A 24,923-nucleotide genomic window follows, 5' to 3' on the forward strand; every position below is an offset into this window, starting at 1 on the left:
TCACCCTATCGATACGATACGAAACACGGCCAGTAAAGCCGCAATCGCCAAAAACAAGAAAGCCAGATTGACGGCCCAGATTGAAATAATTTTGGGGCCTTCGGCAGCGATATAATCTTCAATCACCACTTGCAAACCCAACGCTGCGTGATAGAAAGCGGCGATGATCCAGGCCACGATGCAGATACTGTTAACCGGCGATACCAGCCAATCTACGGTTTGTTGATAAGGAGCCGTCAAGCTCAAGCCCAGAAACTTGATTAGCCAAAAAGATAGCGGAATCAGCGTTACGGCAGTGATGCGCTGCATCCACCAGTGATCCGTTCCGTTTTTTGCAGAACCCAAGCCCTTGGCCCTGGATAAAGGCGTTCTATAGTCCATAATGCCCCCATACGAAAGTCATCAAAGTCAATATTAACGAAGACGCCAGCTCAATCATGGCGTACCGATTCAGCGTTTCAAGTTCAAAGCTGCTGCCTGTATCCCAAATTAAATGACGAACGCCATGGCACAGGTGAAAAAACAGCGCATAGATAAATCCCCAACCCACCAGTTTGAATAGCCATTGGTTCATGATTGTTTGCATGGTGTCGTATGACTCCGCACCGCCCGCCAGTGCCGAAATAACGTAAACAAATAAGATCAAACCGGCTGAAAGCATAACGCCGGTCATGCGGTGGGTGATGGAAATAATGCCTGTTAAAGGCAATCTGTAGACTTGCAGGTGCGGGGACGTGGGTCTGTTAGTGTTTATCGCCATAGTATTATCCGGTTGTTGTGTTTACCCAATGATCTTCTAAATCAAAAATCGATGCAATAACCATTCTGCTTCCGGCCGCCATAGCAGGTAGAATCAGCCGAATTATGTTGTACCACATATTGCAGATACCCGCTTAAGTTAATAACTGCATAAACATAACTGCCTCCATGTTTTTCATGTAGTTGTTAATTGCGCTTATACAAACACACTATTCAACAAACCACATTCTCAAAAACTACGACAGTCTTACTATTTACCGCATAAACATTTTCGAATAACGGCTTTTGATCTTGCGGAAATACGATATCCTGCGGCGATTTCAATGACGTGTCCAAAGCCAAGCACCATGCACGGCCGGGAATAACCGGCAGTTCAATGATGACTTGTTGATCCGACATGCTCATTGCAACATGCAGATCGGGCTCGCCATTTTCAACCCCGGCCTGGGTAAAAACCAGAACTTTGGCCTCAGGATCATTCCATAACGGCTTATTGAGTTCAGTGCCATGCCATTGAATTTCAGCTATTCCCCTGCCGTTAACCGGTTTTCCGGTCAAAAAGCGCCGCCTCATGATCGATGGATGTCTTTTTCGCAACGCTATCATCAGCTGAACAAAGCGCAGCATATCGGCATTTTGCTCAGTCATATTCCAGTCTATCCAGGACAATTCGTTATCCTGGCAATAACAGTTATTATTCCCGCGCTGGCTGTTTAATAATTCGTCTCCCGCCAATAGCATAGGAACGCCATGGCTGAGCAGCAGCATGGCGAAAACATTTTTCACCTGTTTTCTGCGTAACCCTAAAATGCTCGCATCTTTGGTTTCTCCTTCGATGCCGCAATTGAAACTTAAATTATTATTGCAGCCGTCCTGATTATATTCTCCGTTAGCATAGTTATGTTTTTCGTTGTAACTGAACAGGTCATACAGGGTAAAGCCGTCATGACAAGTTACGAAATTAATGCTGTTAATAGGCAATCGGCCTTTATGTTCATATAGATCGTTGCTGCCGCAGAGACGGGTTGCAAGCTCGCTGACCAAGCCTTTATCACCACGCACAAATCGGCGGATAACATCCCGGTATCTGCCGTTCCATTCGGCCCAGCGATAGCCGGGGAAACTGCCGACCTGGTACAGCCCTGCCGCATCCCAAGCCTCGGCAATCAGTTTGGTTTTTGCCAGCTGCTCAGACAATTCTATTCCCCAGAGCAAAGGCGGATCTTGCAACACTTCGCCGCCCTCCCCTCGTGCTAATGCGCTGGCAAGATCAAAGCGGAAACCATCGACATGCATCTCCCTGACCCAATATTCCAGGCAACTGATAATGAAGTTGGACACCAAGGGGTGATTGGCGTTTACTGTGTTGCCGCAGCCGGTGTAGTCGTGAAGAATGCTTTTATTAAATTTGTCATGATGATAAAAAATATCATCGCCTATGCCCCTGAAATTAATAATCGGCCCATCCGCCCCGGCCTCTGCGGTATGGTTAAACACGACATCCATGATGACACCGATACCTGCCCGATGCAGCGCTTTAACCAGATCGCGAAATTCATGTACATGCGTTCCCTGCTCAGGAGTAACGCAGTAACCCGGATGGGGACTGAAAAAACTGTGGGTACTGTAACCCCAGTAGTTTTTCAGCCCCATCTCAGAGGTGTAGCTGGGAACATCCTGCTCATCGAAAGCCATTACCGGCAATAGTTCGACATGGGTAATGCCGAGTTTTTGCAGGTAAGGGATTTTTTCAATGAGTCCGGCAAACGTACCCGGATTAGCCACTTTTGACGAAGGATGCCGCGTAAATCCGCCTACATGCAATTCGTAAACAATGGCTTTTTCGCTGCGAATGCGTAGCGGCACATCGCCTTCCCAATCGTAACGGTCATCAACGACAACGCAACGCATCGAAGTCAGCTTATTGTCACCCGGCAGGCATGCCATCTTCCGGCTCCAGCGTTTATGGCTGACCGCGCGTGCCCAGGGGTCAATCAGCTGTTTGTCCTTATCAAAATGCAAACCCGCTTCACGGACTTGAGTAGGCCCGTCCATACGCCAAGCATACCAAGTGCCGACCGGCAACGCGCTCACATAAACGTGCCAGGAAAAAAAAGTGCGATTAATATCTTCTTGTAAAACTATGGTTTGAAAGGGTTCAATGCAATCCGGCGTGTTAAAGAGCAAAAGCTCCACATGCGTCGCATAACGGCTGAAAATGGAAAAGTTAACACCCTTGGATTTGGCCCTGGAGCCGGAAGGATAAGGACTTCCCGGCTTTAATTGGTATTCTTTTTTCTGCATATCCTCGTCTCGCGCTTTGTCATAGCAAAGCTTTATTAAATAATTTCAGTTGTTTTCAACTGAAAACATGAATTCATAACAACCATTATCCAAAGCCCACGACTACAAGGCAAAGAATTTAAAAATTTGCTGAAAACCACGCAGGAATACTCAGCACTCAGTCTAGCACTCCATTGATTTAAACATCTGGGCTAAATTTTCTGTGATCTAAGACCAATATCTAAAACCAATTATCTACATATAGGAAACTATTAATCAATAATTACTGATATTGTCAACTAATAAGTGCGTCGGTATAGTATATTCAACGCTGATTAATTCTTTCCAGAAAAATAGCAAAGGAGCTTTAAAATGACTGACTTTCAAAGAGATATTCTAATAGGGCTGATGTTTATCGTTGGTATTTTGGGTTTTATTTCCGGTGAATTCATTGTTTCAACCATTATGTTTGCAACCGCTGCTGTATTTACCAATATAGTCCTGAGTCACAGATTGCATAGCTAAGTTTTTACCCGCCTCTTGGTATCCTACCTCAAACAGTATCTCTCCTGTTTGACTTCTCGCTCCCGAAGCTTACGCACCGGGAGTTTTTTTTGCCTGAATTTTAAGTCAACCGGCCAATACAGCTTTCGCAATAACGAATTTCGAGTTGGATGCGACTACCGCATGCCTACCAAAAAGGCGGTTAAGATAGACATGATAATCCAGGTGCCGATTACCGATCACCCATAGCTCGCCGCCCTTGCGCAATACTCTTTGCGACTGTTTAAACAGGCTGACGGCAATCTGATCGCCTACCGTATTTTGCTGGTGAAACGGCGGATTGCATAGAATCAGGTCGGCCGACTCCGATTTAACCTCGACCAAGCCATCGCCAACCCAAAAAATCGCTTTGCGCTGCTCACCAAATGCGCGATAGAAATTGTCTTTGGCCGATGCAACCGCCATAAAAGACTCATCAATAAAATGTACAGTTGCAACCGGGCTGCGTTCAGCCGCAATTAAACCGACCAAGCCGTTACCGCACCCCAAGTCGATAATGTCGCAGGCATCCTGCCGGAACGGGAGATGCTGGAGGAAAAAGCGCGTCCCTATATCAAGGCTGTCGCGCGAAAATACATTGGCGTGATTGCTAATCAGGTACTCGGTGTTTTCAAGCCGGTAAATAACAGGATAAGGACTTGGCGGAATAATCAGCTCGGCATCGACGGATGCAAAAATCAGCCGCGCCTTTTTTTTTGCCAATGAGGTCGTAGTCGGCCCGACCAATCGTTCCAGCAGCTTCCAAACCGAGGACGGCAGGGTTTTGATCATGCCCGCTACGATGACTTGAGTTGTAGGTGTCAAGTGCGGACGCAAGCGTATCAACTCGTCTTCCAATAACGCCAGTGTCTTCGGTACCTTAATCAGCACTAGGTCAAACACCCCCTCCAGCGGATCAAGGCTATTTTTCAAGATGACGTTATGCGGAGGCATGTTATTTGCCGCGAGGTTGAGTCGTGTCGCCTGTTGCGACAGATAGGAATCCGATACCGCATAAGGCCGGAACTCGCTTAGCGCGACAGCCAATGCGCCGAAACTGTCATTCAAAATCAAAACCCGCAAATTACTTGTGCTGAGCGCATTACTTGTGCTGAGCGTAGCCGAAGCATCAGCAAGCGTATTAAGCAGATATTCATCCGCTGCATCCCAAGCGAGCAGCAATTCACGCGGCCGTTTCGGCAAGCGGTTTAGTTCAAATTCGCCTTGGGCAACGGTTAAACGATTAGTCATGACTCAAGCGCGTGACATGAATTTCCCCGTTTCGGTATTGATCTTAATCAATTCCTCAGGCTCCAGGTATTCCGGCACCTGAACCTCCAGCCCGGTGGTCACCCTGGCCGTTTTGGTACGCCCTGACGCGGTCGCCCCTTTAATAGCAGGAGCTGTTTCTACTATCGGCAATATCACCGAACTTGGCAGCTCAATGCCCAATATCGCATCATCCACCAACAAAGCCACGATGCCTTCAAGGCCTTCGATCAGATAATCGATTTGATCTTCCAAATCATCGCTGCTCAAGCTGTATTGAGTGTAATCTTCCATATCCATGAAAATATAATTATCCCCGTCTACGTAAGAAAATTGCACTTTAGCCCGCACCAAATCGGCATCCTTGAAAAAATCATCGCCTTTTAAAGACTCATCCAGTTTTTGACCGGTTTTAAGATTGGTAAAACGGATTTTGTACAAAGTTGATGCGCCGCGGGACGATGGGCTTTTAGCATCGACCTGCTTAACCGCATGCGGTACACCGTTTATTTCAACCACCATGCCCCTTTTTAAATCACTAGCCTTTGCCACGCTAACTTCCTCTCGATTAAACTTGCCAGTTAAATGCGGCAAGGATTTGTATTATATGAAGGTATAAAGTCGCATTATACCGTAGAATCGTCCTCCGAAGTTCGGCGCGGCTGCCTCGATTAACTGATAACCTTTAAACTCCAGTTAGTCCACGAAAAGCACGAAAATCTTGTTGTCGAACTTTCGTGCTTTTCGTGTCTTTCGTGGACGAGATAATTTTTTCTAGGATAAGGATTATGCCCCGTACAAAACCAATTCTCGGCTTCATCGGCATCGGCTTGATGGGCAAGCCGATGACCTTGCGTTTGCTTGATGCAGGCTTTAGCGTCAATGTCTGGAACCGCAGCCCTGAAAAGCTCCAACCGGTCATTGATGCGGGCGCAAAACCCTGTAACTCAATCGCCGAATTAGTCCGAGCCTCCGAAGTGATTATCCTGTGCCTGGCCGATACCGCGGTTGTAGAATCGGTGGTACGCAATGACATTGTAGCCAGCGATACAGCAGGTAAGCTGCTGATTGATTTATCCAGCATCCATCCGGAAAACACTCGGCAATTGGCAGTACTGCTGCATGAACAATGCGCCATGGGCTGGGTCGATGCACCGGTTTCCGGCGGCGTTGCCGGTGCGGAACAAGGCAATCTGGCGATTATGGCGGGAGGTGCTACGGAAAACATCGAAATCGCCCGGCTGGTTCTCGCGCCGCTTTATAAACAATTAACCCACATGGGCGAAGTCGGCAGCGGCCAGATCACCAAGATCTGCAATCAGATGATAGTCAGTTGCAACGTATTGGTTATCGCCGAAATGATGGCGTTGGCAAAGCAAGCCGGCGTTGATGCTAAACAAATACCGGTAGCGTTGAGCGGGGGCTTTGCAGATTCCAAACCCTTGCAAATCGTCGGCCCCGAAATAGCGGCAGACACCTTTGAACCGATCAAGTGGCGGGTTAAAACCCTGTTGAAAGATTTAAACATGGCGGTCGATTTATCCGCCAAGCAGGGTACTGCCGTGCCGATGTCTGCCCTGGCCTCGCAGTTGATGCAACTGCACGGCAGCCACGGTTACCTTGAACAAGATCCCTCCACGTTAATCAAACTCTACACTAAAACCGATGCTTAACTTTACCGCCAACCTGAGCCTGTTATTTACCGAAGTAGAGCTGATCGATCGTTTCAAGGCCGCCAAGCAAGCGGGGTTTAACGCCGTCGAGATCCAGTTTCCTTACGACTTAAGCGCAACCGCCATAAAAGACAAACTGGACGAATACGGCTTAAAATTGGTTTTGTTCAATGTACCCGCTGCCGATTTATTGCAAGGCGGCGAAGGGCTGGCTTGCGTGCCTGAAAAGCGCGATCAGTTTAAGGAAGCCGTTGCTCAAGCCGTTAGCTATGCAGAGCAGTTAAAACCGGAAGCGATCAACGTGTTACCGGGGCGCTGCCTGAATAACGACCGCCTGGAGCAATATCTGGAAACCTTTAACGAAAACCTGTGTTTCGTTGTCGAGGCGTTTTCGCCGTCAGGCATTAAAACCGTGTTTGAGGCAATCAACACTCGCGACATGCCGGGATTTATCCTGCATAGTGGAGCACAAATGCTCGAAGTGTTGGATCAGCTTAACCGCGATGGGCTTTTTATGCAGTATGATATTTATCATATGCTGATGATGGGTGAAAAACCCGAAACGTTTATTGCCGAACATGCTGATAAAATCGGTCATATCCAGTTTGCCGATTGCCCTGGCAGAGGACAACCCGGCACCGGTCAGGTTGATTTTGACCGGATATTTTCAGCTATTGAAAGATCAAACTATTCGGGATGGGTCGGAGCGGAATATAAGCCGGTTGGAACTACGATTGAAAGCTTGGATTGGTTAATGCTGTCAATATCAACTTAAAACTAAAGGGTATCTAATGAAACCATGCTGAATGGAGTTGAAAACTCCATTCAGCATGGTTTAAAGCTTGTTTACCGGCTTGCAACAGTGCACAGCGACTCTACACAAACCGCATACTGTGCTGACAGTCTGCGCACTAGAAGTACAAGGCTACCGTCTCCATAACCCAAAGAAGTGCCCTTGCAGTCTTCCCCGAAAGGGCCGAAGCGCCGAATGCTCAGCGCCGTTTTGCCCGCCGTAGCGCGATCAGGCCTAAGCCTAGCAAAGCCAAACTGCCCGGCTCAGGTATATTGGCAGGCGGGGCGACATCGCCGGAGCGAACCGCCCATGCAAAGTACTCATTGCCCTTACCGAAGGGACTCTGGAAACCATAGCTGTTATTGAAGTACCACGCTAAGTTAGTATTGGGCGCGTACTCGCTATCCAACCAGTACCTAAAATTTTGCAGATTACTAAAAGGCCCATTATTGACCAAGCCAAAGTTAACGCCTGAATTACCGCCTCGAAAGAATCCAGCTTCATTGACACCCGACAAATTATTTAGATCGATAAAGAACAAGTGAGCCAATTCCGATGAACTGGTGTCAACGTTGTAGCCGCAGTCGGTGCCGCTATTGGCAAAGTTACAGCCTGAAGGGCCTGTATCTGTGATGGTCGGTAAACGCCAGTCGTCATAGCCTTGATAAACCAGACCGGCGGCCCAGACGGTGGCGTTATTCCAGTTCATCAGGCCGTCGCTGTCGTAGCCCGAGGTTTTGGCGTAGTTGGCGTCTTGCAGCCAAGTGATATTTTGAGCCGAATCGTAAATCATGCCGTTGCCGCGATCTATCAGCGTTGCCTGGGCTGGAATGGCGTTGAGACTAAGCAGCAAGCCTGCGACCCACAGGCTTTTTTTATAATTCATGGACTTGATCCTTGTATTGTTTGCTAAATAAACTGGCTGCACGCCAAGTAGCTCAGCTGGTTTATTACGACTAGCATCGAGTTAACAATTTTCAGGCCATTTTTGTAATTTTGATTTACTTTCAAAAAGTTGCATTACCAACAAGCTGCATAGAGCAGCGTTAAGTGTAAAAATTTCCGACAGTTTTATACTTGCCAAACTAAATAATGGACTTTTTCTCGTTCCCACGCGTTGCACCCGTCTTTGCACACAAGTTTTAAAAGCGCGTCACACCAGCAGATAGCAGTGTTTCGCAGGCACTTGGCTATAAACCTAAAAAAACGCAGTTAGTCCACGAAAAACACAAAAAGCACGAAAAAATTCAAATAGATACCCAATTGCAGGTAGTGCCCCAAAGGGTGAATAACTAAATCAATGAAACATATTGATTTCTTTCGTGTCTTTTGTGCTTTTCGTGGATCAAATGATTTTTCTAGGATAAAACAATACGCGCTACGTAAATCCAGTTAAGGCGCGATCAACGCGCCCAAACGCAGGTATCTCGACTTAAGATGAGCGCATCCCATATTGCAATATTTTTAGCTATTAATTGGCAGGATGGGGCGGAGCGGAATTAAGCCGGTTGGAGCTACGGCTGAAAGCTTGGATTGGCTATTGCCTTACATATCGACTTAAACGAAAGGTATTCAATAAAACGCGGATGACGCAAGATTTTTCTTAAACACTCTGCGTTTATCATAATTATCCGCTTCATCCGCGTTCCATTTTTTTTAATTCAAGCGCAGAACTAAACAACTAACCTATCAATTTCAAATACTTCTGATACAAACTTTCCTTATCCTCAACATGCTTCGGATCTTTATCTATGCAATCGACCGGACAAACCTCCATGCATTGAGGCAAATCATGATGCCCTACGCACTCGGTACACAATGCAGGATTAATCACATAAATATCATCACCTTGGGAAATCGCGCCATTCGGGCACTCCGGCTCGCATACGTCGCAATTGATACATTCTTCATTAATAATAAGGGCCATACATACTCCTACACACTACAACGTTGCTGAACAATAATGTTCAGCCAAAAAAACTTACACATTTCTTATACAAACTATCTTTGGCTTTGTGGATACCGTCGTTGGGACACACCGCTTCACATAATGGCTCGCCGTAACGTTCCTTGCATTCGGTACATAATAACGGATCTATCACATAAGCGTTTTCAGTCTGTTTAATAGCCTCATTCGGACATTCGGGTTCACAAACGCCGCATCGGGCGCATTTATCTTCGTCAATAACCAGGGCCATACTTTATTCGGGTTTAAATTTGTTAATTAAAGATTGATGAACAAGATCAGGAACAAAACAGGACACGTCGCCATTCAGCTGGGCAATTTCCCTGATCATGCTCGAAGAAATAAATTCGTATTGTTCGGCCGGGGTTAGAAAGACAGTTTCCAGCTCCGGGGCCAAACGCCGGTTCATCCCGGCCAGCTGAAACTCATATTCAAAATCTGATACCGCGCGCAATCCCCGTAAAATCACATTGGCTCCCTGCTGCTTAGCGCACTCAACCAGCAAGTTATCAAAGCCGATCACCAGCACATTGGGGAATTCCGAGGTAACTGCTTTAGCCAAAGCCACTCGCTCGTCCAACGAAAATAACGGGGTTTTGCCTCTGTTAACCGCCACCGCGACAACTACTTTGCGATAAAGCTTGGACGCTCTGGCAATCAGATCCAAATGCCCATTGGTAATGGGGTCAAAAGTACCCGGATAAATTGCGGTGATTGGCATGGTCTGTAGGTTTCAAAAAAAGCGGCAATTCTATACCAAGAGTCTGCTTTTAAATACTTATTTAATATTAGGCGCAAGGCAAAAGACGAAAAAACCTAAGCTTCAACAAGGCCGCCTTTAGCCTACTCTTCAATACATGTAGATAATCAGAAACATCATTCAACCCGTTCAAACAAATAATAGCCGACTTCGCCCGCACTTTTATTTTTCAGCTGCCGCCAGTTTTCGGGCATGCCTGCAAAATCAAAGTACCGTTCCGTTTCAACATAAATCTTGGCATGTTCGGCCAGCCAAGCGTTTTCTTCCAGCAGCCTACAGGTTTGAACAACCATATTCAGGCCGAATGGCGGATCGAGAAACACCACATCAAAAGCTTGTGCATCTCCCGACAAATAGCGCAATACATCGCTTTGCACGATTTTTATCTGCCCGGCGGACAGCGCAACGGCATTGTCCTTCAAACAGCGGCAGGCCTGAGCATTATTTTCCACCTGGACGACCGATTTCGCGCCTCTGGAAGCGGCTTCAAAACCCAAAGCGCCGCTCCCGGCATACAAATCCAGACACTGCTTGCCGACAATTTCATACTGCAACCAGTTGAATAAAGTTTCCCTGACTCTGGCGGGCGTGGGCCTTAATCCCGGCGCATCGACAAAACTTAACTGCCGGCTGCGCCAGTCCCCGCCGATAATCCTGAGCTTATTTTTCACTCTTCTTAGCGCTCCCGCCTACAGTGATGGTTTGCATTAGCTGAGGATCAATGCGGCGCTTAAAAGCGTCTTTTACCGATGCCATCGTCACCTTCTCGACGTTTTGCTGGAACGTATCCAGATAATCCAGCGGCATTTCATAGAAACCGATCATGGACACGTAACTGGCCAGTTCTTTATTGGTATCGAAACGCATAGCAAAACCGCCGGTGATGTTCTTCTTGGCGGCAGTCAGCTCGGCTTCTGTAGGCCCTTGCACAATAAAATCGGCCAGGGTTTTATTCAAAACCTCCAGCGCTTGCCCGGTTTGATCATTACGGGTTTGCAAGCTTATCGCAAACGGTCCTTTTCTGAACAAAGGCCCCAAAGAGCTGCTCGCACTATACGCCAACCCGCGCTTTTCCCTGATTTCCTCAAAAAGCTTAGATACCAGAACAGCTCCGCCCAAAATATGGTTGCCGACATACAAAGTAAAATAATCGGGATCTTTACGGTATGTACCGGGCACCCCAACCAGAACATGAGTTTGCGAGGAAGGGAAATCGATATGCTGCATGCCGGCTTTCACAGGCATAGCCACTTCCGGCAATGGCTCCGGTTTTTGGCCTGTCGGCAAACCGCTTACCAACTTTTCGGCGACTTGTTCCGCCTGTTGCCGGGGCAAGTCGCCCACAATCACCACCATCGCATTAGCGGCCACATAATATTTCTGATAAAAATCGCGCAGATCTCCCACCACAAAATCGGACACTGTAGCGATAGTTCCGGGAGCCGGATGCCCGTAAGGATGATCGCCGTACAAGGCTTTATAGAACGCAATGCCGGCTAACTCGGCGGGAGATTCTTCCTGTTGCTTTAAACCAGCCAGCGTCCGGTTTTTTTCCCTCTGGAAATCGGCTTCATTAAAACTTGGCTGGGCCAAAATGACTTGCAGGGTTTCCAGCGCTTTATCGAATAACGGCTTATCCGTTAACGTGCGTAGCGAAACAGAAGCCATATCGTTGGAAATATTGGAACCGAATTGCGCGCCGACACTTTCAAAGCGTTGGGCAATTTGATCGGCATTCCACTGCCCTGCTCCGGTATCCAGCAAGGCGGACGTTAACGCCGACAAACCGAACCGGCTTCCGTCGCGTGCACTGCCAGCGTCGAAAGCAACCTGTATATCCACCATCGGCAGACCTTCGGTATGGACATAATAAACCCGGCTACCCTGCGGCGTTTGCCAGTGTTCAATTTTTGCAGCGGCCTGTGCTGTATTACAAAAAGCCGCTAACCAAGCTACCAACATAAAGCTGAGTTGAGCAGCTTGTCTGCTCAAACGAAACTTATGCCCTTTGGGTATAAAATTTAATAGACGAATACGCATTATCTAACTCCTTTTTCAGTCTTAGTCTCGGTAATGTGTCCGGTGATAGGCAAAGGCTCCAAATAAGCCACACTCAATTTATCCTCAATTAAATATTTACGCGCCACATCGCGCACTTGCTCAGCAGTAACTTGATTAACCTTATCGACATATTCATCGACTTTTTTCCAGCCCAGACCGACCGTCTCCAGCATGCCTAACTCCATGGCCTGATAAAAATTGGAATCCTTCTCATAAACGTCCTTGGCTAAAACCTGCGCCTTAATCCGCTGCAACTCTTCGTTATCGATCAGTTTCATTTGCAACTTGGCAATCTCTTCCTTTAACGCGGATTCCAAGTCCCAGACGGTTTTCCCTTCGGCAGGTGTCGCTTCAAGCGTAAGCAGTTCCGGCAGTCTTGAGTGCAAGCTATAACTTGCCCCCGCAGAAACGGCTATTTGCTTACCGCGTACCAATCCCGACTCCAGCCTGGCGCTGCTGCCTCCGTCCAACACACCGGCCAAAACTTCCAGCGCATAAGCTTCCCACTCATTTTGCGCTGTTTTCAACACCGGCACTTTATAGCCCATCAGCAAATAAGGCAGTTTTGCCGGCAATTTAACCGTCATTTTCCGGACGCCCAACTGTTCAACTTCGGCCTGCGGCTTTAGCATTGTAGGGGCAACCGGCTTGTCGCCCATGGGCTTAAGAGGAGCAAAGTATTTTTCCGCCAATGCGAAAACCGCTTTGGGTTGCACATCGCCCACTACAACTAAGGTTGCATTGTTAGGCGCATACCAACGCTGATACCAGGCCTGAAGGTCTTCAACCTTATAATTTTCAATATCGGAAGGCCAGCCGATCACAGGATTTTTATAAGGACTATTGGTATAAGCCATCGCATTAAAATGTTCCTGCATTTTTGCCTGCGGATTATCGTCAGTGCGCATCCTTCGCTCTTCGGTCACCACTTGCAGTTCCTTTTTCAGCTCATCGGGCAATAAATGCAGGTTACGCATTCTGTCGGCTTCCAGTTCAAAACTAACCGCCAACCTGGAAGCTTCCATGGTTTGAAAATAAGCCGTGTAATCGGTACCGGTAAATGCATTTTCCTCGCCGCCGTTTTCGGCGATGATCCGCGAAAACTCGCCGACCGAATGCTTGTCGGTCCCTTTAAACATCATATGTTCCAGCATATGGGAAATACCGGTAATGCCGCCCGGTTCATAACTTGAACCCACCTTGTACCAGACTTGGGACACCGCAACCGGAGAGCGGTGATCCTCTTTAACCAGCACTTTCAAACCGTTGCCAAGTACATGCTCCGACACATTAGTCGCGGCGCTGCTTGCAAAAACCGGTAGCCACAATAATGCGGCGCATAATAATCGATTGTTCATAAACTCCCTCTTAGGTCAATGTTAAGATACTTTAATACTGGAACACGAATAACGCTGATTAGACAGGCTTGGACGGACTTAAGCGGATTTTTATCAGTGATAATCAGTCAAGTCCGTGTAATCCGTGTTCCGCTTTTCCAACTGCTAAATAATTGGTTAATGATTAATAACGCTATCAACCGTTAAAATTTTATCTACACGAACGTTTTCTTCCGCATGAATTTGAACAGTTTGTTTAATTTTACCTAAACGCCAATACCAAAAGATCAACTGATAGCTGCCCGGATCAAGATTATCGAATTGATAGCTGCCGCCGCTGGACACTCGCTGAGTCAGCATATTTTTTTTGGAGAATATCGCCGTTTTAAGAGCCTCATTATCTTCAGATAACAGCTCTAAATCGCCTTCCAAGTCAATTTTGTAGCTTGCAGTAGCCCCGGCTGCCAGACTCGGAAATGTTTGGATACCGCCTGCCCCGGATGACTCGGCCACGAAAAAGTTTTGGCTTCGATGGGTGTTGTTCTGAAGCTGTAGGGTATCCCCTGTTGCCAACGCGATAGACTTTCGTGACATTCCTTCCGCAGTAGCTGTCAATTGGTGTTGCCGGGGCGGCAAGTTGGTTTGAACCAAACCGGCATATAATTCATCAAGCTTGGCGTAATCAACCATATCGTCTTGATATTTAACTCCGGCCGATTTCATTTCCGCATATATCCAGTTGGAGCCGGGATTATTTTCCAGCTTCTTGTTAAATGAAGGATGGGAATCAGCGGATAACGTACCATAAACACCGCCTTTGCCGTTTATGACTTTGGGCCCGTCAATACAGGCGGAAAGCATCGGAACAACCAATAACAATAAATATTTCATTTTTTTACAATCTTTAAAGTCAGGTTTTTAACAGGAGCTTTGCCGACAGCTAACTTAATAGGCTCCGCTTTATAGCGTAAATGCAAAACAACTGCATTTAAAGTCCAGTTTCCCTCCGGCAGATTGTCGATCAAAAAGTCTCCGGGCCGTTCTAAAACTTGAAAATGACGATCAGGTAAAATTATTATTTTGCCCTCCATATTCTTATGAACCGAACAGTAATAATTAACAATACCGGTATTTTTAAAAGCTTGCTCCAATTTAGAGCCTTTTTCTCCCAAACCTAAATCAAAACTTGTCACCGGACTCAGTGAAAAAATATTATGGTCGATTTCTTTGCTTTCATCATTGCTCCATTGAACCTTATCCCCAGCTGCAATGACGGTTAGCGGTGAATGAAACACTGTATCTTTTTGCGATACCACCTGTGTTTGTTGAGATTGATTCGGTCTATTGGAGTTTTCTGCCTGCAAATAAACAACAAGCTGTTTAACTTGCGAAGGCGCATCAATATGCCCTGAAATGGATTGGGCCGCTAAAGGTCGCAGTACTAAAAAATAAGTAAAACCGGTCAGTAAAAAATAAAAACTAAATTTTTTCATCTTGGTGTTATTCTCGTTAAGTCAGTACATGAGCTTATTTTAATGAACCTTAATAAAAAGATATTTATTACCTTCTTTATTTCAGTTACAGGCCTATTATGCACGACTCTATACCTAATTGATACGCAAGCGGAGCACCATGAAATAAAGAGGATTATAGCCGATTTGGACTCTGCTCAATTTCAGTTTCAACATGATTTAGAAGTCGAACAAAAACAAATTCAGACGCTGACGCAGGTTATAACCGCAGACCAAAAATTCCGTTCCTTTCTGGCAAAAATAAAAGATAATTTTTATCCGTTTGTTGAAGAAATCGGCAAAGATACAGAAGCGGATTTTGTTTTTATGCTGGATGACGAACCGGCCGTCAGAGCTGTTTATTTGAAAAACGACCGCAATAAACTGGCGTTGGAAAATAACTTTTCAAGCTTTGATGTTAAAAACAGCCTGGATTCGGCTTTGATGTCGTCAAAAATAATCAGCTTAAATGAAGGCTTATATAGCAGCCATTTTATCCCGTTAAAAGAGAACCTGAACGATGATTATGCGGTTGGCTTAATACTGGTTTGCAACCAAATAAACGATGCTTGGATGGCTAAATTATTAAATAAAAACAATGCACTTCAAGCAGTGTTTTTCAATAGCAACCAAGTTGTCGCTAAAAATACCAGCCCGGAAACGGCTGCCGGCATCTTAAGCCATCAATTGAATATCCGACAAAACGGTATGTTTAGCTGGAACAATGAACGTTACATCGCCAAGCGAGTATTGTTCGATCCGCAAAATCAGCAGGCGGGCTACATCCTTAGCGCTAACTTAGATCAAGCATTGCACACTTTCAAACAGTTGCAACAGCAGGTTTTACTGATAGGCGGCGGTATTTTATTACTCGGCGCGTTATTATTTATGCTGATTTCGCAGCGAATCACCCGTCCGCTACGCTTAATCACCAAAGGAACTTTGGAAATAAAACACGGCAATTACCGGCATCGTATCGATTATCAAAATTCCGACGAAGTTGGACAGTTAGCCACCGCGTTTAATGTGATGGCGAGCGATTTACAAGAAAAGGAACTGATTCGCAGCACCTTTAATAAATATGTCGATCCTGCTATTGTCAGCGAATTGCTCAGTCAACCGGACAAGTTAAGGTTAGGCGGCGAAAGAAAAGAGCAAACGGTTTTATTCAGCGATATTGCGGGATTTACTCATTTCAGCGAAAAATTGCCCGCCGAAGAATTGATTAACATTCTGAATGATTATTTGTCGGCCATGACCTTGGAAATCAGCCGGCAACACGGCATTTTGGATAAATTTATCGGCGATGCGATCATGGCTTTTTGGAGTCCGCAGCTTTGTAATCTAAACCATGCGAACTACGCCTGCCGATCGGCGTTAGCCATGCAGAAAAAATTACAACAATTGCGTCCTCTATGGATCGCCAACGGGGCGCCTGAAATTAATATCCGCATAGGGATTGCGACCGGAGAAATGACCGTCGGCAATATTGGTTCGGAACGGGCTCGCAGTTATACTTGCATCGGCGATAAAGTCAATTACAGCTCCCGCCTCGAAGGCTTAAATAAACATTACGGCACACAAATCATGATCGATCGGCAAACGGCAACTGAAGTAACCGGCTTTGTTGTTAGAGAACTCGACACCGTACGAGTTAAAGGCCGGGAAACCAGCGAAAGCATTTTCGAATTAATCGGCGAAGTCAATGAAGTCGACGACATAATGCTCGAAAAGATAAAGCGTTACCAACAGGCTTTGGCTTTATATAGAAATGCCGACTTTACCCAAGCCGCGCAAATCTTCTCAACATTAAACACGGATGCTCCGAGCAACATGATGCTAAAACGCTGTATCTATCTACAGCAAAATAGGCCTGAAAGCTGGGATGGCATTCATTCTATGCTGGATAAATAAATCGTAACTATTCAGCCATCAAATACAATGGAACGCAGATGAATATGATGAACGCAGATAATTCAAAAAAAATCCTATTTAATCATAATTATCAGCGTTATCTGCGTTCCATTTTCTAAATGCTGAATAGTTACAATAAATCTTATATCTCATCAAACCCAAGGATTAATGGATGTCTGACGTTAAAATTTATGACATAAAGCCGGAAATAGCGGCCAAATCGCATATCGACGCTGAAACTTATAAAGCGATGTATCAACGCTCCATCGCTGAACCCGAAGCTTTCTGGGCTGAACAGGCAAAACAGTTTCTGGACTGGAACAAGCCTTGGGATAAAATCAGCGATTGCGATTTCAAGACCGGCCATATTCGCTGGTTTGAAGGCGGAAAACTCAACGTCAGCGTCAATTGCGTGGACCGCCATCTGGCAACTCGCGGCGATCAAGTCGCTATCATCTGGGAAGGCGACAATCCGGCGCAGGACAAAAAAATCACTTACCGCCAATTGCACGAGCAAGTCTGCAAGTTCGCCAATGTGTTAAAAGCGCAAGGTGCAAAAAAAGGTGACCGCGTTTGCATCTACCTGCCGATGGTTAGTGAGGCGGCAGCGGTAATGCTGGCCTGCACCCGTATCGGCGCAGTGCATTCGATAGTGTTTGGCGGTTTTTCCGCCGAAGCGTTAAAAGACCGGATTCAGGATGCCGATTGCCGGTTTCTGGTCTGCGCCGATGAAGGTCACCGCGGCGGCAAGATCGTACCTATTAAAGCCAATGCCGATGAAGCCGCCGCAGCCTGTCCCGGTCTTGAAAAAGTCATCGTCATAAAAAACACCGGCAATCCTGTCGACTGGCACGAACAGCGCGATATCTGGTACCACGAAGCAATGGCAACCGCTACGGCCGACTGCCCGGCAGAAGAAATGGATGCCGAAGACCCGTTATTTATATTGTACACATCCGGCTCCACCGGCAAACCTAAAGGGGTTCTGCACAGTACCGGCGGTTATTTGTTGCACACGGCAATGACCCATAAATATATTTTCGATTACCACGATGGCGATGTTTACTGGTGTACCGCCGACATAGGCTGGGTGACCGGGCATTCCTACATGATCTACGGCCCGTTATGCAACGGGGCCACCACGTTAATGTTTGAAGGCGTGCCGACTTATCCCGACGCCAGCCGCTTCTGGCAGGTGATCGACAAACATCAGGTTAATATCTTCTATACCGCCCCGACCGCGATCCGTGCGCTGATGGCGCAGGGCGATGAGTTTGTTAAACGCAGTTCTCGCCGCAGCTTAAGAATCCTCGGCAGCGTCGGCGAGCCGATTAACCCGGAAGCTTGGGAATGGTATTACCATGTGGTCGGCGAAGGCCGTTGCCCTATCGTTGACACCTGGTGGCAAACCGAAACCGGGGGCATCCTGATCACGCCGTTACCGGGCGCGATTGCTTTAAAGCCGGGTTCCGCCACCCTGCCGTTTTTCGGCATCAAGCCTGAAATCATGGACAACGATGGCCGAATCAGGGAAGGCGCAGCCGAAGGTATTTTAGTCATCAGCCGGTCCTGGCCGGGACAAATGCGCACCGTTTACGGCGATCATCAACGATTTGTCGATACCTATTTTAAAAACTATCCCGGCTATTATTTTACCGGCGATGGCGCGCGCCGCGATGAAGACGGCTATTTCTGGATTACCGGCCGGGTTGACGATGTGATCAATGTTTCCGGTCACCGCATGGGCACTGCAGAAATCGAAAGCGCCCTGGTGCTGCACGAACATGTCGCCGAAGCGGCGGTGGTCGGCTATCCTCATGACATTAAAGGCCAAGGTATTTACGCCTACGTGACCTTAAATATCGGCATCGAGCCTTCCGAAGAGCTGAGGCAAGAACTGATAGAACTGGTCAAGAAGGAAATCGGCCCAATTGCTCACCCGGATATCATTCAATGGGCGCCGGGCTTACCTAAAACCCGCTCAGGTAAAATCATGCGCCGTATTTTGCGTAAAGTGGCCTCCAACGAAATAAGCAGCTTAGGCGATACTTCCACGCTGGCCGACCCAGCCGTGGTTGACGATATTATCGAGCATCGGGCTAATAAGTAACACGCAACTGATTATTTTTTTGAACCGGCTTTTTCAACAACCGAGCTAAAGCCGTCTCAGAAGAGACGGCTTTAGCTCTGGTTTTATATTGGTTTTGGTTATTGTAGGGATGCCTCAAGGGTTACTGCTATATTTACAATTATCCGATTATTTTGGAATATTCAGTTCAAGAGGCGTTTCCTTTTTTTCAGGCTGGGCAGCACTAGCCGCTGGTGGCGTTGGCGTAGAACGTGAACCCTCTGAACCAACGTCTTTAGGTTCCAGTAAGGCTTTTGCATCCGGCCCCATAGGAACAGATAGGTCGGTTGAAGCCAGGATGTTTTTGCTATCCGCATCGATGATGCGTAAAGAAATATAGGTGTTTCGTTTTCCCGGAGCATATGCGCCACCTACTATCGCAGCAGCTCCATAAATCTTGAGTATTTTTTTAGTTTCATCGGAAAGAAGCGGCGCTTTACCTTCTTGCATGACTAAGAAATCTATAGGCATTTCCATGCCGATAACTCGATAACCTGAATTATAAAAAGCGGATGCTATTTGATCCGAAACGATACGCCCAAAAGATGAAGTCTTTTTTAAGTCATCGACATTAAGCAAGGTGTTGACAATTATCAAAGAATGTTCGGGTAATGTTTGTACAAGATTGCTCTGAAGTGTATCTACCGCGTCATAGCTCACTTCTACCAGGTCGGTATCTTTAATAGCTTCGTAGTAAGAATTTGTACAGCCGCCCAAAATAACAAGAAGCAAAGCCTGAATAAAAATTGTCGCCTTCTTTAACATAATGTATTTCCTTAATTATAAATTTGTTGAGCATGAATAACATATGTACGGCCCACCTGTTTATTGGTGAATTTAAACATTATTTCTGACCGAACTTACACACCAAAAGCCTAACGTATCGATGTAGGTCAACTTTTACCCTAAGTGCTCAGCTTGAGTCAATAAATTCATTTTTTTAGAAGAAAATAAGAAAATTATCCGTTCACCCTTTACCTATACCTTAAAAAATCCATTCCCAACAAAAAATAACAAATGAATATCATCATTAAAGAATACGGCCGGGTTATATGGCAAAAAAAATGGTTTTTCCTGCTGGCTCTATGCGCGTTGGCCTCTGCCGCCACTCTGGATTTATTAGCGCCGGTTTACTATAAAAATATTGCTAACGGACTGGCAGAACCCTATTCGGACGCCACCTTGATACTATTGCTGGACAACCTGAAACAAGTCGGACTTATTTATGCGGGAATCTGGCTGTCATGGCGATTGCTTGAAATCGCTATTGTTCCGCTTGATGGCGGCGGCGTTAATCTGCTGGAAAAACGCTGTTTCGAAGTGCTTAAAAAACAGAAATATGTCTTTTTTGAGAATAGTTTTTCCGGCAGTTTGATCAAACAGGCCAATCGCTTTTCGCGTTCTTTCGAAATCATTATGGACTGGTTTCTGTTCCAGTTTTTCATGAACATTGTCGCGGTAGGCATTGCATTTACGATCTTCTACCGGCAACAGCAAGAATTCGCCTGCTATTTTTTAATCTGGGTCATGCTCTTTATTACCTGGAATATCGGCTATTCGGTATGGAAACTGCGTTTCGATAAAACCGTAGCCCAAGCCGACTCGACAGTCGGCGGCGCATATTCCGATGCGGTCAGCAATATTTTCGTGGTCAAAAGCTTTGCGATGGAAACCCATGAACAAGGGCACATCAATAAAGCATCGGATTTTGTTTACCGGAAGAAAAAAATCGCCTGGACGCTGATGTTTATCTCCTTTGCCGTGCAAGGCTTGATGACATTCGGTATTGAACTGCTGCTCGTATATTTGATGATACAAAAGTGGAAAACCGGCGACTTTCAGGTCGGCGAGTTTGTTTTGTTTCAATCGATCATGATCATGCTGATCCAGCGTTTATGGGAGTTCGGACGTAATTTAAGAAATTTTTTCACCGCCCTGGCCGATGCATCCGAAATGGCCGACGTTTTCAGACAAGAAGATGTCGAGATCGATGCCGATAATGCCCGACCGCTAACCATCAGTAACGGCGCCATCGACTTCAACAAAATCCACTTTGCCTATAATAAAGCAAACCCGCTGTTTGAGAATTTCTCCCTGAACATCAAAGCAGGTGAAAAAGTCGCTTTGGTCGGTCAATCCGGCTCCGGTAAATCGTCGTTAACCAAGCTTTTATTTCGCTTTATCGACCCGCAAAAAGGCAACGTAAGCTTTGACGGCCTGGATGCAAAAACCTTTACGCTGAATTCACTGCGGCGGCAAATCTCGATGGTGCCGCAACAGCCGGATCTCTTTCATCGCTCGATACGGGACAACATCACCTTGGGTGCGGATATTTCAGAAGCAAAGCTTATCGATGTGGCCAAAAAATCCCATTGCCTTGAATTTATCGAACAATTGCCGGAACAATTCGACACTCTGGTCGGCGAGCGCGGCATCAAGCTGTCCGGCGGCGAAAGACAGCGCATCGCCATTGCCCGCGCCTTTTTGGAAGATGCGCCGATTATAGTTCTGGATGAAGCCACCAGCGCGTTGGACTCATTGACCGAAAAGCAAATCCAAACGGCTATTTTCGAACTGATTGAATATAAAACAGCCCTGGTTATCGCCCATCGTCTTTCCACCATTCTAAGTATGGACCGCATCATCGTACTGGAAAAAGGCAAAATCATAGAGCAAGGCACCCATCAGCAATTGTTAGACAAGCAAGGCAAATACTACGCCATGTGGCAACATCAAAGCGGCGGTTTTTTAATTGAATAGGCATCTATTTGATAACTGAGCGATTTATCGCATTGTTTTTATTTTCTCGCTAAACCACTATATGTTGTGTTATTCTATAAAAAAACCACTACATATCGATCAACAGCCCTAAACGGCTGGTTTTCAAACTTCCATTATCAATAAGGACATCACTATGCCGGCAAAGTTACACGTCATTCCAAACACCGTGACTGAAATATCTTTTCAGGACGCTTCAATGGATATTTGGGATACGAAATATCGTTTAAAAACCAAAGATGGCGTAGCTATTGACGGCACCATCGATGAAACTTACCAACGGGTTGCCAGGGCAATTTCCAGTGTGGAAAAAGGTAAAACCAAACAGGAACAGTGCTATAAAGACTTTCTGTGGGCATTACGCCAAGGCGTTATTCCAGCCGGGCGTATTATTTCCAATGCCGGCGCACTGGAACATAAACCGGCCACGTCGACGATCAACTGTACAGTGTCCGGCACTATCGCCGACTCGATGGATGACATTCTGCATAAAGTGCATGAAGCCGGGCTTACACTAAAAGCCGGTTGCGGCATCGGTTACGAGTTTTCAACCTTGCGCCCTAAAAACGCTTATGTCTCCGGTGCCGGCGCTTATACCTCCGGCCCGCTGTCGTTCATGGACATCTACGACAAGATGTGTTTTACCGTATCGTCCGCAGGCGGTAGACGCGGCGCGCAAATGGCGACTTTCGATGTCGGCCACCCCGATGTTATCGAATTTATCCGCGCCAAACGCGAAGACGGGCGTCTGCGTCAATTCAACCTGTCGTTGTTGATTACCGCCGAGTTTGTCGAAGCGGTAAAAAACGACCAGCCGTGGTCGTTATCATTTCCGGTCACAGAAAAACAAGTCCAACTGGATAACCTGGATTTGACCGACGACAAACAAATCATCTGGCGCGACCTGCCCTACATAGACGGTTACATCCTTAACGAAGACGGCATGGTTGCCTGCAAAATAAGCAAAACCATGCCTGCGCGCCGTCTGTGGGACATCATCATGAGCTCGACTTACGATTATGCCGAACCAGGATTCATCCTGATCGACAAAGTCAACGAGATGAACAACAACTGGTTTTGCGAGAAGATTCGTGCGACCAATCCCTGCGGCGAGCAGCCGTTGCCGCCTTACGGCTCGTGCCTTTTAGGCTCGATCAACCTGACCCGCTTCGTTAAAAAACCGTTCACCAACGACGCGCATTTCGATTGGGACAATTACCGCAAAGCCATCAAGATTTTCACCCGCATGCTGGACAATGTCGTTGAAATCAACGGCCTGCCCCTGCCCCAGCAACGCGAGGAGATTCTTACCAAGCGCCGCCACGGCATGGGCTATCTGGGACTGGGCTCAACCGTCACCATGATGGGCATGAAATACGGCGATGCACAGTCGCTGCAATTCACCGAAGAAGTGACCAAAGTGCTGGCTGTGGAAGGCTGGAAAGCCGGACTTGCACTTGCCAAAGAAAAAGGCCCTGCTCCGATGATGGAGCAAATGTTTACCGTCACCGGTGAAATGCTGCATAAGCGTCCGGAAATGATTGCGGACGGTCATCAAGTCGGCGACCGGGTGCCCGGAAAACTGCTGCATAGCAAATACAGCCGTTACATGCAGCAATTGGCCCAGGAAGAACCCGAGCTGGTCGCCGAGTTGATTGAAGTCGGCGCCCGTTTTACCCATCACAGCTCTATCGCGCCGACCGGCACTATTTCGCTGTCGTTGGCCAATAATGCCAGCAACGGCATTGAGCCGAGCTTTGCGCATCATTATTCGCGCAACGTGATCCGCGCCGGTAAAAAATCCAAAGAAAAAATCGACGTATTTTCCTTTGAGCTGCTCGCTTACCGCGAAATGATCAATGCCGATGCGATGCCTTACAGCCAGGATCCCAATCAGCAACTGCCGGATTATTTCATATCGGCGGATGACGTGACCCCGAAACAGCATGTCGATATTCAGGCGGCCGCGCAAAAATGGATAGATTCATCAATATCCAAAACAGCCAACGTGCCGACCGATTATCCTTATGAGGATTTCAAGTCCATTTACGAGTACGCCTACGACAAAGGCCTGAAAGGCTGCACCACGTTCCGCTTTAATCCCGAAGTCTTCCAAGGCGTATTGGTTAAAGAATCCGACCTGGAAAACACCACCTACCAATTCACGCTCGAAGACGGTCATGTGGTGGAATTTAAAGGCAACGAAGAAGTGGAATACGACGGCGAAATCCACAGCGCCGCCAACCTGTTCGATGCCTTGAAAGAAGGCTATTACGGTAAATTCTGATGACAAGCGAAAACATCAGTAAAGAAGCGCTGCCTTTACAAGGCTCAGCAACAATGATTGAGGTTACAGACATGACACATAAAATTACAAAAAAAATCGTCAGCTACAAAGTCCTGACTAAAGACGATGTCGAACCGGTTAAGCAGGAGCAAGAACAGCCTTCCGTGGAAAGCATGCATGAAAACCTCACGCGCCCGGAAGTGCTGCTCGGCTCCACTTATAAAATCAAAACCCCGCAATCGGAGCATGCGCTGTATATCACCATCAACGACATGATCCTGAACCAGGGCACCTCCCACGAAGAGCGCAGGCCTTACGAAATCTTCATCAACTCCAAAAACATGGAGCATTTCCAGTGGGTGTTGGCGCTGACCCGGCTGATCTCGGCGGTCTTCCGCAAAGGCGGCGACGCTTGCTTTTTGGTCGAAGAAATGAAAGCAGTATTCGACCCGCGCGGCGGCTATTTCAAAAAAGGCGGCGTATTCATGCCGTCGCTGGTTGCCGAAATCGGCTACGCGATCGAGTCGCATTTGAAGCACATCGGCATGATCAAGCCGGAAGCGATGACCGATCACCAGAAAAAGTTTCTTGCTGAAAAGCGCAAGGAGTTTGAAACGCAGCATGGGGAGTCGGAGGGGCAGGCGTTTCCTGAGAAAGCCGTGTTGTGTAATAAGTGCAGTACTAAGGCTATGGTGTTGATGGATGGGTGTATGACTTGTTTGAATTGTGGGGAGAGTAAGTGTGGGTGATGGGAATGAGTTTCATGGCGACATTGCATGGGGTGGATTGTCTAATTTCGAATCGCCCCTGCTGATCTTAAATTAAATAAAGAACAATTTTTGAAAATGAAGCTGGATAATA

General features: G+C 46.8%; 23 protein-coding genes. 8 read left to right on the forward strand and 15 right to left on the reverse strand.

Features of this window, described 5'->3' with window-relative positions:
* From sdhD to glgX, 3 genes are all read right to left on the reverse strand, one after another.
* Positions 1-381: a succinate dehydrogenase, hydrophobic membrane anchor protein gene (gene sdhD, locus EPO18_RS13540; RefSeq protein WP_292434050.1), complete on the reverse strand. Its 381-nt coding sequence runs from the start codon at positions 379-381 to the stop codon at positions 1-3.
* Entirely contained in the window at positions 371-760 is a 390-nt protein-coding gene (gene sdhC, locus EPO18_RS13545) for a succinate dehydrogenase, cytochrome b556 subunit (protein WP_292434052.1), read from the reverse strand. The genes sdhD and sdhC overlap by 11 nt, the downstream gene beginning before the upstream one ends.
* Positions 761-972: 212 nt before the next feature.
* Complete coding sequence (gene glgX, locus EPO18_RS13550) at positions 973-3,063, reverse strand: glycogen debranching protein GlgX (protein WP_292434054.1); 2,091 nt, start codon at positions 3,061-3,063, stop codon at positions 973-975.
* Positions 3,064-3,414: 351 nt separating this feature from the next.
* Between glgX and EPO18_RS13555 the strand changes: the two genes are divergently transcribed.
* Entirely contained in the window at positions 3,415-3,567 is a 153-nt protein-coding gene (locus EPO18_RS13555) for a hypothetical protein (protein ID WP_292434056.1), read from the forward strand.
* A gap of 105 nt (positions 3,568-3,672) precedes the next feature.
* Here EPO18_RS13555 and EPO18_RS13560 read toward each other — a convergent pair whose 3' ends face one another.
* The gene (locus EPO18_RS13560; protein ID WP_292434058.1) at positions 3,673-4,836 is read right to left on the reverse strand and encodes a methyltransferase; all 1,164 of its coding nucleotides are present in this window, start codon (positions 4,834-4,836) and stop codon (positions 3,673-3,675) included.
* A 3-nt stretch (positions 4,837-4,839) separates the two neighbouring features.
* Positions 4,840-5,406 carry an elongation factor P-like protein EfpL gene (gene efpL, locus EPO18_RS13565; protein WP_292434060.1) on the reverse strand — a complete coding sequence of 189 codons (567 nt, stop codon included), beginning with the start codon at positions 5,404-5,406 and terminating at the stop codon, positions 4,840-4,842.
* Positions 5,407-5,642: 236 nt separating this feature from the next.
* Between efpL and EPO18_RS13570 the strand changes: the two genes are divergently transcribed.
* Positions 5,643-6,527 carry an NAD(P)-dependent oxidoreductase gene (locus EPO18_RS13570; protein ID WP_292434062.1) on the forward strand — a complete coding sequence of 295 codons (885 nt, stop codon included), beginning with the start codon at positions 5,643-5,645 and terminating at the stop codon, positions 6,525-6,527.
* A complete protein-coding gene (locus EPO18_RS13575) occupies positions 6,520-7,302 on the forward strand; it encodes a hydroxypyruvate isomerase family protein (protein WP_292434063.1) in 783 nt (260 codons plus the stop codon). Before EPO18_RS13570 ends, EPO18_RS13575 begins: the two co-directional genes overlap by 8 nt.
* Positions 7,303-7,519: 217 nt before the next feature.
* Here EPO18_RS13575 and EPO18_RS13580 read toward each other — a convergent pair whose 3' ends face one another.
* From EPO18_RS13580 to EPO18_RS13620, 9 genes are all read right to left on the reverse strand, one after another.
* Complete coding sequence (locus EPO18_RS13580) at positions 7,520-8,206, reverse strand: Lcl C-terminal domain-containing protein (RefSeq protein WP_292434065.1); 687 nt, start codon at positions 8,204-8,206, stop codon at positions 7,520-7,522.
* 795 nt (positions 8,207-9,001) lie between these two features.
* Entirely contained in the window at positions 9,002-9,247 is a 246-nt protein-coding gene (locus tag EPO18_RS13585) for a YfhL family 4Fe-4S dicluster ferredoxin (RefSeq protein WP_292434067.1), read from the reverse strand.
* Between the two features lie 40 nt (positions 9,248-9,287).
* Entirely contained in the window at positions 9,288-9,518 is a 231-nt protein-coding gene (locus EPO18_RS13590; RefSeq protein WP_292434069.1) for a 4Fe-4S binding protein, read from the reverse strand.
* A gap of 3 nt (positions 9,519-9,521) precedes the next feature.
* Complete coding sequence (gene coaD / locus EPO18_RS13595) at positions 9,522-10,007, reverse strand: pantetheine-phosphate adenylyltransferase (protein WP_292434071.1); 486 nt, start codon at positions 10,005-10,007, stop codon at positions 9,522-9,524.
* Positions 10,008-10,162: 155 nt separating this feature from the next.
* Positions 10,163-10,717, reverse strand: a complete 555-nt coding sequence (rsmD, locus tag EPO18_RS13600) for a 16S rRNA (guanine(966)-N(2))-methyltransferase RsmD (RefSeq protein ID WP_292434072.1) — start codon at positions 10,715-10,717, stop codon at positions 10,163-10,165.
* On the reverse strand, positions 10,707-12,008 hold the full coding sequence (locus EPO18_RS13605; protein WP_292434123.1) for a M16 family metallopeptidase: 1,302 nt from the start codon (positions 12,006-12,008) through the stop codon (positions 10,707-10,709). Before EPO18_RS13605 ends, rsmD begins: the two co-directional genes overlap by 11 nt.
* Positions 12,009-12,085: 77 nt before the next feature.
* Positions 12,086-13,465, reverse strand: coding sequence for a M16 family metallopeptidase (locus tag EPO18_RS13610; protein WP_292434074.1), 1,380 nt, complete (start codon positions 13,463-13,465; stop codon positions 12,086-12,088).
* A 156-nt stretch (positions 13,466-13,621) separates the two neighbouring features.
* A complete protein-coding gene (locus EPO18_RS13615) occupies positions 13,622-14,335 on the reverse strand; it encodes a hypothetical protein (protein ID WP_292434075.1) in 714 nt (237 codons plus the stop codon).
* Complete coding sequence (locus EPO18_RS13620) at positions 14,332-14,937, reverse strand: cupredoxin domain-containing protein (RefSeq protein ID WP_292434077.1); 606 nt, start codon at positions 14,935-14,937, stop codon at positions 14,332-14,334. The genes EPO18_RS13615 and EPO18_RS13620 overlap by 4 nt, the downstream gene beginning before the upstream one ends.
* A gap of 42 nt (positions 14,938-14,979) precedes the next feature.
* Between EPO18_RS13620 and EPO18_RS13625 the strand changes: the two genes are divergently transcribed.
* Both EPO18_RS13625 and acs read left to right on the forward strand, forming a co-directional pair.
* Positions 14,980-16,869 (forward strand): adenylate/guanylate cyclase domain-containing protein, encoded by a 1,890-nt coding sequence (locus EPO18_RS13625; RefSeq protein WP_292434079.1) that lies wholly within the window; start codon positions 14,980-14,982, stop codon positions 16,867-16,869.
* Positions 16,870-17,041: 172 nt separating this feature from the next.
* The gene (gene acs / locus EPO18_RS13630; protein ID WP_292434081.1) at positions 17,042-18,979 is read left to right on the forward strand and encodes an acetate--CoA ligase; all 1,938 of its coding nucleotides are present in this window, start codon (positions 17,042-17,044) and stop codon (positions 18,977-18,979) included.
* Between the two features lie 147 nt (positions 18,980-19,126).
* Here the strand turns inward: acs and EPO18_RS13635 are convergent, their stop codons facing one another.
* Positions 19,127-19,762, reverse strand: a complete 636-nt coding sequence (locus EPO18_RS13635) for a FlgO family outer membrane protein (protein WP_292434083.1) — start codon at positions 19,760-19,762, stop codon at positions 19,127-19,129.
* Positions 19,763-20,014: 252 nt separating this feature from the next.
* Between EPO18_RS13635 and EPO18_RS13640 the strand changes: the two genes are divergently transcribed.
* The 3 genes from EPO18_RS13640 to EPO18_RS13650 all read left to right on the forward strand — a co-directional run bounded on the left by EPO18_RS13640 (position 20,015) and on the right by EPO18_RS13650 (position 24,811).
* A complete protein-coding gene (locus tag EPO18_RS13640; protein WP_292434085.1) occupies positions 20,015-21,757 on the forward strand; it encodes an ABC transporter ATP-binding protein in 1,743 nt (580 codons plus the stop codon).
* Positions 21,758-21,911: 154 nt separating this feature from the next.
* Positions 21,912-24,062 carry an adenosylcobalamin-dependent ribonucleoside-diphosphate reductase gene (locus tag EPO18_RS13645; protein ID WP_292434087.1) on the forward strand — a complete coding sequence of 717 codons (2,151 nt, stop codon included), beginning with the start codon at positions 21,912-21,914 and terminating at the stop codon, positions 24,060-24,062.
* Positions 24,063-24,133: 71 nt separating this feature from the next.
* Complete coding sequence (locus tag EPO18_RS13650; RefSeq protein WP_292434126.1) at positions 24,134-24,811, forward strand: TSCPD domain-containing protein; 678 nt, start codon at positions 24,134-24,136, stop codon at positions 24,809-24,811.
* The last annotated feature ends 112 nt before the right edge of the window (positions 24,812-24,923 follow it).

Origin of the sequence: Methylobacter sp. (assembly GCF_004322395.1) — a bacterium.
Classification (GTDB): domain Bacteria; phylum Pseudomonadota; class Gammaproteobacteria; order Methylococcales; family Methylomonadaceae; genus Methylobacter_A.

What these genes read in the sequence shown, in the direction of transcription:
- sdhD (WP_292434050.1), bottom strand. Translation starts at nt 381, where the DNA reads ATGGACTATAGAACGCCTTTATCCAGGGCCAAGGGCTTGGGTTCTGCA.
- sdhC (WP_292434052.1), bottom strand. Translation starts at nt 760, where the DNA reads ATGGCGATAAACACTAACAGACCCACGTCCCCGCACCTGCAAGTCTAC.
- glgX (WP_292434054.1), bottom strand. Translation starts at nt 3,063, where the DNA reads ATGCAGAAAAAAGAATACCAATTAAAGCCGGGAAGTCCTTATCCTTCC.
- EPO18_RS13555 (WP_292434056.1), top strand. Translation starts at nt 3,415, where the DNA reads ATGACTGACTTTCAAAGAGATATTCTAATAGGGCTGATGTTTATCGTT.
- EPO18_RS13560 (WP_292434058.1), bottom strand. Translation starts at nt 4,836, where the DNA reads ATGACTAATCGTTTAACCGTTGCCCAAGGCGAATTTGAACTAAACCGC.
- EPO18_RS13570 (WP_292434062.1), top strand. Translation starts at nt 5,643, where the DNA reads ATGCCCCGTACAAAACCAATTCTCGGCTTCATCGGCATCGGCTTGATG.
- EPO18_RS13575 (WP_292434063.1), top strand. Translation starts at nt 6,520, where the DNA reads ATGCTTAACTTTACCGCCAACCTGAGCCTGTTATTTACCGAAGTAGAG.
- EPO18_RS13580 (WP_292434065.1), bottom strand. Translation starts at nt 8,206, where the DNA reads ATGAATTATAAAAAAAGCCTGTGGGTCGCAGGCTTGCTGCTTAGTCTC.
- EPO18_RS13585 (WP_292434067.1), bottom strand. Translation starts at nt 9,247, where the DNA reads ATGGCCCTTATTATTAATGAAGAATGTATCAATTGCGACGTATGCGAG.
- EPO18_RS13590 (WP_292434069.1), bottom strand. Translation starts at nt 9,518, where the DNA reads ATGGCCCTGGTTATTGACGAAGATAAATGCGCCCGATGCGGCGTTTGT.
- coaD (WP_292434071.1), bottom strand. Translation starts at nt 10,007, where the DNA reads ATGCCAATCACCGCAATTTATCCGGGTACTTTTGACCCCATTACCAAT.
- EPO18_RS13605 (WP_292434123.1), bottom strand. Translation starts at nt 12,008, where the DNA reads ATGTTGGTAGCTTGGTTAGCGGCTTTTTGTAATACAGCACAGGCCGCT.
- EPO18_RS13610 (WP_292434074.1), bottom strand. Translation starts at nt 13,465, where the DNA reads ATGAACAATCGATTATTATGCGCCGCATTATTGTGGCTACCGGTTTTT.
- EPO18_RS13615 (WP_292434075.1), bottom strand. Translation starts at nt 14,335, where the DNA reads ATGAAATATTTATTGTTATTGGTTGTTCCGATGCTTTCCGCCTGTATT.
- EPO18_RS13620 (WP_292434077.1), bottom strand. Translation starts at nt 14,937, where the DNA reads ATGAAAAAATTTAGTTTTTATTTTTTACTGACCGGTTTTACTTATTTT.
- EPO18_RS13625 (WP_292434079.1), top strand. Translation starts at nt 14,980, where the DNA reads ATGAACCTTAATAAAAAGATATTTATTACCTTCTTTATTTCAGTTACA.
- acs (WP_292434081.1), top strand. Translation starts at nt 17,042, where the DNA reads ATGTCTGACGTTAAAATTTATGACATAAAGCCGGAAATAGCGGCCAAA.
- EPO18_RS13635 (WP_292434083.1), bottom strand. Translation starts at nt 19,762, where the DNA reads ATGTTAAAGAAGGCGACAATTTTTATTCAGGCTTTGCTTCTTGTTATT.
- EPO18_RS13640 (WP_292434085.1), top strand. Translation starts at nt 20,015, where the DNA reads ATGAATATCATCATTAAAGAATACGGCCGGGTTATATGGCAAAAAAAA.
- EPO18_RS13645 (WP_292434087.1), top strand. Translation starts at nt 21,912, where the DNA reads ATGCCGGCAAAGTTACACGTCATTCCAAACACCGTGACTGAAATATCT.
- EPO18_RS13650 (WP_292434126.1), top strand. Translation starts at nt 24,134, where the DNA reads ATGACACATAAAATTACAAAAAAAATCGTCAGCTACAAAGTCCTGACT.